This is a genomic window from Mesorhizobium sp., from assembly GCF_024509055.1.
In the GTDB taxonomy this organism is placed as follows: Bacteria; Pseudomonadota; Alphaproteobacteria; order Rhizobiales; family Rhizobiaceae; genus Mesorhizobium.
On sequence record NZ_JANINM010000138.1, the window covers coordinates 1 to 4,150 of the forward strand.

At 64.1% G+C, this 4,150-nt stretch carries 4 protein-coding genes and 1 pseudogene; 1 reads left to right on the plus strand and 4 read right to left on the minus strand.

The genetic code is table 11. The annotated features are described in order from the left end of the window. Nucleotides 1-813, plus strand: a pseudogene (locus Q0L57_RS07185) (glycine dehydrogenase (aminomethyl-transferring)); the annotation flags it as partial. A gap of 59 nt (nucleotides 814-872) precedes the next feature. Here the strand turns inward: Q0L57_RS07185 and Q0L57_RS07190 are convergent. The 4 genes from Q0L57_RS07190 to Q0L57_RS07205 all read right to left on the minus strand — a co-directional run. Continuing rightward, entirely contained in the window at nucleotides 873-1,346 is a 474-nt protein-coding gene (locus Q0L57_RS07190; protein WP_296740350.1) for a hypothetical protein, read from the minus strand. A 178-nt stretch (nucleotides 1,347-1,524) separates the two neighbouring features. Continuing rightward, entirely contained in the window at nucleotides 1,525-2,490 is a 966-nt protein-coding gene (locus tag Q0L57_RS07195) for a type II secretion system F family protein (RefSeq protein WP_296740353.1), read from the minus strand. Nucleotide 2,491: 1 nt separating this feature from the next. Then, the gene (locus tag Q0L57_RS07200) at nucleotides 2,492-3,457 is read right to left on the minus strand and encodes a type II secretion system F family protein (RefSeq protein ID WP_296740355.1); all 966 of its coding nucleotides are present in this window, start codon (nucleotides 3,455-3,457) and stop codon (nucleotides 2,492-2,494) included. Between the two features lie 3 nt (nucleotides 3,458-3,460). Next, nucleotides 3,461-4,150 (minus strand): ATPase, T2SS/T4P/T4SS family (locus Q0L57_RS07205; RefSeq protein ID WP_296740358.1); only part of this gene is annotated, 690 nt, incomplete at its 5' end.

The following is a 4,150-nucleotide window of genomic DNA, read 5'->3' on the forward strand; positions in this document are numbered from 1 at the left end:
GGCCTCGCCCGCCCCGGCGATATCGGCGCCGACGTCTGCCACATGAACCTGCATAAGACCTTCTGCATCCCGCATGGCGGTGGCGGCCCAGGCGTCGGCCCGATCGGCGTCAGGGCGCATCTGAAGCCTTACCTGCCGGGCCATGTCACCGAAGGTTCGGCGCATGCCGTTGCCGCCGCGCCGTTCGGCAGCGCTTCCATCCTGCCGATCACCTGGATGTATATCCGCATGATGGGTGGCACGGGGCTGAAGCAGGCGACCGAAACCGCGATCGTTTCCGCTAACTACGTGGCGACGCGGCTCGCGCCGCACTTCCCGCTGCTCTACAAGGGCAGGAGCGATCGCATCGCCCACGAGTGCATTCTCGATACACGCGTGCTCAAGGAAAGCGCCGGCATCAGCGTCGACGACATCGCCAAGCGCCTGATCGACTACGGCTTCCACGCGCCGACCATGTCGTTTCCGGTTGCCGGCACGCTGATGGTCGAGCCGACCGAGTCCGAGCCCAAGCACGAGCTCGACCGGTTCTGCGAGGCGATGATCGCAATTGCCGGCGAGGCCGCGAAAGTGGCCAAGGGCGAGTGGCCGCTCAACGACAATCCGCTGGTCAACGCCCCGCATACCGCGGCCGAAGCGCTCGCGGGCAGCTGGGCACATCCCTACTCGCGGCTCGAGGCGGCCTACCCGGCGGGCGACGTCGACATGGCCGCAAAATACTGGCCGCCGGTGTCGCGGATCGACAATGTCGCCGGCGACCGCAACCTGGTCTGCTCCTGCCCGCCTTTGTCGGAATATCTTGGCGCCGCCGAGTAGGTGGACCGAGGGTCCAAACGAACCAAGCGAGGCCGGTCTCCGGCCTTGCTTCCGAGCGATCAGCTCTTGTCGAGCAGCGCCAGGTTGGCATTGACCACCGTCTGGTCGGCCATGCCTGCCTTGGCTTCGAGCAGCAGCACCCTGGCCTTTTTCTTGTTGCCGCGCAGCAGCTGCGAATAGCCCATGTTGTTGACGATCTGCGGCTTGCGGCCGGCCACCTTCAGCAATTGGGCATAGGCGCGGTCGGCGAAGTCGAAGCGGCCAAGCTCGTCATAGGACGCTGCAAGCCCCATCCACGCCTCGGCGTCGTCGGACTTGAGCTCCACCGCTTTGCGGAAATGCTGTTCGGCAAGGCCGTAATTCGCCTCGCGGAACTGGGCCTTGCCCTCCGCCAGGTCGCCTGAGCTGACGTCCCTCGCCACCGGTCGGATCGCGGTGGTCTTGGTGGTGTCGACGTTGTTGTTCGTCGTGCAACCGGTGATCATCAAGACGGCCGCCAACGCCGCCGCTGCCGTGGGAAGTCCGTGACGCATGCCCCTGCCCCATCGCCCGATTTGCCGGGTCGTTGTTCAGGAAAGACCATACCGGACAGCCATTAAGCTTCAGTGCTGAATTGCGCTTAAATTCTGGTTGCGCGCAAAGGATGCTTTAACCAATCGCCGCTGGGCGAAGCGCGGAAAATTCCCGCAACAGGCAGGCTTCAAGGATACCTCAGTGATGGCCCGTCAGCTTCACGATGATCGGGATGATGGCGATCATCAGCACCACCGGCAGGATGCAGACCGTCACCGGCACCGACATCTTGGCAGGCAGGGCATGCGCCTTCTCCTCGGCGAGCGACATGCGCTTGTGGCGCATCTCGTCGGAGAAGACGCGCAACGCCCCCGACAGGCTGGTGCCCAGCTCCTTGGACTGTTGCAGCAGCGTGGCGAAGGAGCGCACTTCGTCCAGGCTCAGGCGATCGGCAAGCGCCTTCAGCGCATCGTCGAGGCTGCGGCCGGCTCTCAGTTCCAGCGACACTAGCGTCAGGTTCTGGCTGAGCGACGGGTAAGTCCTGGCGAGTTCCTTCGAGACGCGCTCGATGCCGGCCTCCATGCTCATGCCGGCATCGGAGCAGACGATCATGAGGTCCATGAAGTCGGGGAAGCCGTTGCGGTATTCGCGCATCTTTTCCCGCACCTTCTGCGTCAGCACCAGGCCGGGCAGGAAGTAGCCGGCGGCGCCGGACAGGATGATGAAGGTCCACCGGCTGGTCATTGTCGACTCGGCGCTGGCCATCCAGTGGTTGACCAGGGCTGCGGCAAGCGCGCCGCCGACCAGCGCTGCAAACCGGATCAGGAAGAACATGCCGACGGCGCGCGGCTCCATGTAGCCGGCCTGGATAAGCTTCATGCGCAGCCGCGCGACATTTTCAGGGTCGCTCTTGGCGTAGAATTCCTGTGCCCTTTTGACCGCTTTTTCGCGCACGACGCTGGTGTTCTTCTTGGGCGCCGGCTCGGCCTGCTCGACTGGCCGTGCACCATCGACCTTCAGCCGGCGCTTGACATCGTTGCGATCGCCCTTGGCTACAACCATCGGCCAGGCCACCGCGCCACCGCCGAGCAGCAGCAGCAACACAGCCACAGGCATCGGCGATGTCGGCGCAAGCGAGGCGAGGAAGCGGACGACGTCTTCCATCTCAGAACCTGAAATTCGACATCTTGAACATGATGGCGTTGCCAAGCAACAGCCAGATGATGGAACCGCCCAACATGTACCAGGTCTTCGCTTCGCCCCAGACATCCCGGTAGAACTGCGGCATCAGCGCCATGATCGCGACGAACAGAAGCACCGGCACCGCGGTCAGGATGTAGGCCGACATACGGCCCTCGGTCGAGATGGCGCGTACCTTGCGGCGCAGCTTGCCGCGCTCGCGGATCGTCGTCGCCAACCCGTCCAGGATTTCGCGCAGGTTGCCGCCGGAACTGCTCTGGATCGACACGGCGGTGACGAACAGCGGCAGGTCCTCATGACCGACCCGGTCGAACAGATTGTTCAGCGCCGAAACCAGGTCGGAGCCGTAAGTCACCTCGTCGGCGACGACGCCGAACTCGGTGCCGATCGGGTCGGCCATTTCGCGCGCCACCATCGAGATCGCCACCGGCACCGGATGGCCGGCTTTCAGGCCGCGCGTGATCAGTTCCAGCGCTTCCGGCAATTGCAAGCCGAACCGCTTGTGCCGTCGCTTGCGCAGGAAACGCATCGCCATCACCGGCAATACGGGCAACAGCACTGTGAACAGGATCAGGCCGGCCAGAAGCGAGAAGCCATACCAGACGGCGACCAGCGCCAGCCCGAGAGCCACTCCCGACGTGGTCAGGAGGAATCTGGGCAGCGGCATGGTCATGCCGGACTGCGTGCGCAGGGCACGAAGACCGTCGAAGGAAAACCGGGACCAGCCGCCGTCAACGCCGCGCTCCTTGCGCAACTGGATCAGCACCTGTTCCTGGCTGATCTTGCTCTCCTGCAGCTTCATGCGGCGGTTGATCGCCGTTCGCTTGTCGCTGCGCCCGGCATAAAGCAGGTAGCAGCCTTCGGCGATCATGATGCCGGTGAGCGCCGCTGCGGCATACACGGCGTAGATAGGGCTGAATCCCTCGAACACCGGCTACTCCTGTGGGCGGCCGGGTTCGAAATACTTTCCCGGAAATTCGATGCCCATGTTGCGCAGGTCCTCAAGGAAGCGCGGACGTATACCTGTCGCCTCGAAATGGCCGACGATCTTGCCGTCCGCTTCCATGCCGGTGCGCACGAACCGGAATATCTCCTGCATCTGGATGACGTCGCCTTCCATGCCCGTCACCTCGGCGACGCTGGTCACCTTGCGCTTGCCGTCCGACAGGCGCGTCAGTTGCACGATGAGGTCGAGCGCGCTGGCGATCTGGCTGCGGATCGACTGCACTGTCATCGGCATGCCGGTCATGCCGAGCATCTGTTCGAGACGCGCGATCGCGTCGCGCGGCGTGTTGGCGTGGATGGTCGCCATCGAGCCTTCATGGCCGGTATTCATCGCCTGCAGCATGTCGAAGGCTTCCTCGCCGCGGCACTCGCCGAGGATGACGCGATCGGGCCGCATGCGCAGCGCGTTCTTGACCAGGTCGCGCTGTTTCAGCTCGCCATGGCCTTCGATGTTGGCCGGGCGCGTTTCCATGCGCGCGACATGCGGCTGCTGCAGTTGCAGTTCGGCCGCATCCTCGATGGTGATCAGCCGCTCATCTTCCGGGATGAAGGCTGACAATGCGTTGAGCATCGTCGTCTTGCCGGTGCCGGTGCCGCCGGAGATGATCGTGGTCTTGCG